This is a genomic window from Nocardioides sp. NPDC057577, assembly GCF_042801335.1.
Taxonomy (GTDB): Bacteria; Actinomycetota; Actinomycetes; order Propionibacteriales; family Nocardioidaceae; genus Nocardioides.
Genome location: NZ_JBHVGB010000271.1, coordinates 1 through 4,898 on the forward strand (window position 1 = coordinate 1; position 4,898 = coordinate 4,898).

Annotated in this window: 4 protein-coding genes; 2 read left to right on the forward strand and 2 right to left on the reverse strand. The window is 67.2% G+C overall.

Annotation, left to right across the window (positions count from 1 at the left end; all coding sequences use genetic code 11):
• Positions 1–63: 63 nt before the first annotated feature.
• Positions 64–1,584, reverse strand: a complete 1,521-nt coding sequence (locus ACFU7D_RS28615) for an LVIVD repeat-containing protein (protein ID WP_378873647.1) — start codon at positions 1,582–1,584, stop codon at positions 64–66.
• A gap of 134 nt (positions 1,585–1,718) precedes the next feature.
• Between ACFU7D_RS28615 and ACFU7D_RS28620 the strand changes: the two genes are divergently transcribed.
• A complete protein-coding gene (locus ACFU7D_RS28620; protein ID WP_378873649.1) occupies positions 1,719–2,384 on the forward strand; it encodes a DUF305 domain-containing protein in 666 nt (221 codons plus the stop codon).
• A gap of 19 nt (positions 2,385–2,403) precedes the next feature.
• Positions 2,404–3,153, forward strand: coding sequence for a GH25 family lysozyme (locus ACFU7D_RS28625; RefSeq protein WP_378873651.1), 750 nt, complete (start codon positions 2,404–2,406; stop codon positions 3,151–3,153).
• An 82-nt stretch (positions 3,154–3,235) separates the two neighbouring features.
• On the opposite strand, the gene groL is transcribed toward ACFU7D_RS28625, so the two are convergent.
• Complete coding sequence (groL, locus tag ACFU7D_RS28630; RefSeq protein WP_091051800.1) at positions 3,236–4,855, reverse strand: chaperonin GroEL; 1,620 nt, start codon at positions 4,853–4,855, stop codon at positions 3,236–3,238.
• Positions 4,856–4,898: the final 43 nt, after the last annotated feature.

The following is a 4,898-nucleotide window of genomic DNA, read 5'->3' on the forward strand; positions in this document are numbered from 1 at the left end:
CATCTGTCCCATCCCGCTCGCTTCGCTTCGCGAGACATGGGACAGATGCGCCGACTCAGCTTTCTAGTAGGAGGGCTGAGCCTGGACGTTCAGCTCATCGAACCTGACCCTCTTCGCCGAGGCGACCCGCGGGTCGCGCAGGTCGAAGACGTCGAAGCCGCGCTGGATCTCGTTGGAGTAGATGTAGCCGTTGTAGTAGTAGGTCGACCAGGGCCCCGCGATCGTCGAGGTGTCCTCGAACGGACCGCGGTCGAACCAGGCGATCTCCTTCGGGTTGGCGGAGTCGGTGAAGTCGTAGACCGACACACCACCCTGATACCAGGCCTGGACCATGATGTCCTTGCCCTTGACCGGGATCAGCGAGCCGTTGTGGGCGACGCAGTTCTCGGTGTTGGACTGGGTCCGCGGGATCTTGTAGTAGGACTTGAAGACGAGCTGGCCGCCCTCGATGTCGTAGATGCCGTTGGCGCCCTTCTCCATCCCGGTCTCCGGGTTGCAGGTCGGCGCACCGCCGCCGCCGAGCTCGTCGGTGAAGACGACCTTGGTGCCGGTGTTGTTGAAGGTGGCCGAGTGCCAGAACGCGAAGTTCGCGGTGTCGGTGACCTGCTCGGTCACCACCGGGTTCTCGCGGTCGGAGATGTCCATCAGGATGCCGTCACCCATGCAGGCGCCGGCGGCGATGTCCTTGGACGGGTAGGTGGTGATGTCGTGGCAGCCGGCGGTGTTGGTGTATCCGCCGTCGGGGAACAGCACCGGCTCGTTGACCACCGCGGCCCGCTCCGGTGCCCGCGTCGGGATCTTGACGATGCTGATCTTGTCGTGCGGCGGCTGGCAGTCGGGGTACTCCGCGCGCGGACCGTAGGAGGAGACGTACGCATAGACCGATCGCCTGTCCTTGCTCGGTGCCAGCGAGTGGGTGTGGGAGCCGCACTTGGTCTCGACCGCCGCGACGTACTCCGGGTCTCTCGGGTTGCTGATGTCGAAGACGCGGATGCCTTCCCACGACTCCTTGATCTCGGCCGACTGCGCCACGTTGTCGCAGGTGTTGTTGCTACGGCTGGAGTCGACGGAGAGGACCAGCAGGTCGCCGTAGACGGAGATGTCGTTCTGGGACCCGGGGCAGACGTACTGCTTCACGAGTCGCGGCTTCGTCGGGTTCTTGATGTCGATGACGTTGAACCCGTTGTAGTTGCCCGCGAACGCGTAGCGCCCCTGGAAGGCGAGGTCGCTGTTGAGGGCGTTGGTGGGCGTGAAGGCACCTGACTTGGGGATGTTGGCGATCAGGTGCATGTTGGGTGTGCCGTCGGACTCGCCGGCGGGCACGACCGGATTGTTGGCGCCGAGGTTGGCAAGGTCGTTGCCGGCGACGCAGGCGGAGGCGAAGTTGTCACCGAGCTTGGTGATCGCCTGCTTCTCCTCGGCGGTGCAGCTCGTCTGGGCTTCCGGAGCCTCGGTCTCGGTGCTCTCGGTGCCGTGGGTATGGGACTCGTCTGCGGAGGACGGGGCGGCGACGGCCAGCCCTCCTGCGACAACCATGACCACCGCGATGGGGGCCAGGTAGTGGGTGGGTCGTCTTAGCCTCATGATCGCAAGCCTTCCGAGTCGGCCGCCGTGGGGTGGCACGGGCAGGACCTCTCAACTTTAGTAAAAGTCGTACACGGGAGGCATGGAATATGAATAAATTGTTCACCTCTGCGGGATCTCGGAAGGAGACACACATGCCCGGTAGGCGATTCGGTGTCATCACCTCGGGTGTGGTCTTCGCGGCGATCTCGCTCGGCGGGTGCGGAGGCTCCTCGGACGCGCACGGCGACCATGGCGGACACTCGCCCAGCCCGGAGGCGGCCACCCAGTCGGCACCCGTGGTCCAGGGCGGAGCGCCGGGTGAGGCCGCGGCGACGATCCCACCATCGGCCGCTGCCACGGACCAGTGGACCCAGACCGATGCCGACTTCGTGACGATGATGATCCCCCACCACGCCCAAGCACTGGAGATGACCCGGCTGGCCCGCGAGCACGGCGTCCACCCCGAGGTCGTGTCCTTGGCCGAGCGCATCGAGTCGGCCCAGGGTCCCGAGATCGTGGCGATGAGCGGCTGGCTCAACACCCGCGGGCTGCGGGTGCCGCGCGCCTCGGACCCCGCGCACACCATGGCCGGCATGCTCACGCCGGATCAGATGAGCGAGCTCGCTACAGCCCGTGGTGAGGAGTTCGACCGGCTCTTCCTGACGGGGATGATCCAGCACCACCAGGGCGCCCTGGAGATGGTCGAGCCGATGGCCGCCAACGGCAGCGACGCGCTGGCGATCGAGATGGCGATGGACGTCGAGGCCACCCAGTCGGTCGAGATCGACATCATGGAGAAGCTGCTCGGGGAGCTGTGAGAACCGATACGGTTCCGCGGTGCCCCTCGCCCCCGCCCGCCGTCGACGCGTCCTGATCGGCTCCGCCGTCGTCCTCTGCCTCGCCCTGATCACGACCGCGCTGGTCTACACCGGCGTCGTGATGCCGACCCGGCTGTTCGCGGCGAAGTACGACGTACGCGGCATCGACGTCTCCCACCACAACGGCCCCGTCGACTGGCCACGGGTCGCCGAGCAGGACGTCGACTTCGCCTGGATCAAGGCGACCGAGGGCTCCGCGCACGTGGATACGCGCTTCGCCGCCAACTGGGCCGAGTCCCGGCGAGCCGGGCTCGCGACCGGCGCCTACCACTTCATGAGCTTCGAGAGCCCGGGCGCCGACCAGGCGCACAACATGATCGCCACGGTGCCGCGCGTGGCCGGCACCCTCGCCCCGGTCGTCGACCTGGAGCCGTACGGTCGCTTCAAAGGTGATCTGCCGCCCGCCTCCGAGGTCCGCGCCATCCTCGACCCCTTGCTGGCTGCCCTCGAGGGCCACTACGGGGTCGCGCCGGTCATCTACACCACTCCGTCGGCCTACCGGGCCTACCTCGTCGACGCTTACCCCGAGAACCCGATCTGGTTCCGCTCCGTCGCGTGGCCGCCGCGGGTGCCGGACGGGCGGGAGTGGACCGTCTGGCAGTACTCCAACCGGGACCGGCTCGATGGTGTGAGCAGCGAGGACGAGGCGTACGTCGACATGAACGTGCTCTCCGACGACGTCTCTCTCGGCTCGCTGATCGTTCGCTGAAATCGCCGAGTCGGCGCATCGGACCCCTTTCGCTCGCTTCGCTTCGCGAAGCAGGGGTCAGATGCGCCGACTCGGCTATGTGTCAGTGGCCGTGACCGTGGCCGTGACCGGCCGCGGGCGCCTCTTCCTCTTCCGGCTTGTCGACGACCAGGGTCTCGGTCGTGAGCAGCATGCCCGCGATCGAGGTGGCGTTGATGAGCGCGGAGCGGGTGACCTTGACGGGGTCGATGACGCCCTGGGCGACCAGGTCGCCGTACTCACCCGTGGCGGCGTTGAAGCCCTGCCCGACACCGAGGTCGCGGACCTTGGTGGTGATGACGTAGCCGTTGTCGCCACCGTTCTCGGCGATCCAGCGCAGCGGCTCGTCGGCAGCCTTGCGGACGACGCGTACGCCGACCGCCTCGTCGCCCTCGAGGCCGAGGTCCTTCTCCAGAACGGAGACGGCGTGGATCAGCGCGGAGCCACCGCCGGCGACGATGCCCTCTTCGATGGCGGCGCGGGTCGCGGAGACAGCGTCCTCGATGCGGTGCTTCTTCTCCTTGAGCTCCACCTCGGTGTGAGCGCCGACCTTGATCACGCAGACGCCACCGGCGAGCTTGGCGAGGCGCTCCTGGAGCTTCTCGCGGTCCCAGTCGGAGTCGGTGCGCTCGATCTCGGACTTGATCTCGTTGACGCGACCCTCGACCGCAGCAGCGTCGCCGCCGCCTTCGACGATCGTGGTGTTGTCCTTCGTGACCGTGATCCGGCGAGCGGTGCCGAGCACCTCGAGGCCGACCTGGTCGAGCTTGAGGCCGACCTCCTCGGCGACGACCTGCGCGCCGGTGAGGATCGCGATGTCCTGCAGCATGGCCTTGCGGCGGTCACCGAACGCGGGCGCCTTGACGGCGGTCGCGTTGAAGGTGCCCTTGATCTTGTTCACGACCAGGGTCGAGAGGGCTTCGCCCTCGACGTCCTCGGCGATGATGAACAGCGGCTTGCCGGCGGCGATGACCTTCTCCAGCAGCGGCAGGAGCTCCTGGATGGAGCTGATCTTGCCCTGGACGAGCAGGATCAGCGGGTCGTCGATGACGGCCTCCATCCGCTCCTGGTCAGTCACGAAGTACTGAGAGATGTAGCCCTTGTCGAACTGCATACCCTCGGTGAACTCGAGCTCGGTGCCGGTGGTGTTGGACTCCTCGACGGTGATGACACCGTCCTTGCCCACCTTGGCGAAGGCCTCGGCGAGGATCTCGCCGATCTTCGCGTCGCGGGAGGAGATGGTGGCGACCGAGGCCATGTCGGACTCGTCGACGACCTCACGGGCGGCGGCACGCAGGGCGTCGCCGACGGCGGCCGCGGCGGCGTCCATCCCGCGCTTGAGGCTCATCGGGTTCGCGCCGGCGGCAACCGCGCGCAGACCCTCGTGGACCATCGCCTGGGCGAGGACGGTCGCGGTGGTCGTACCGTCACCAGCGATGTCGTTGGTCTTGGTCGCAACCTCCTTGGTGAGCTGAGCACCAAGGTTCTCGAACGGGTCGTCCAGCTCGATCTCACGCGCGACGGTGACACCGTCGTTGGTGATGGTCGGGGCGCCCCACTTCTTGTCGAGGACGACGTAGCGGCCCTTGGGGCCCAGCGTCACCTTGACGGCGTTGGCGAGGGCGTCGACGCCACGCTCGAGGGCGCGGCGGGCGTTCTCGTCGAACTCCAGGATCTTCGGCATTTCACATACTCCCTTGTACGCACGGACGCGGCCGGGCCGGCTG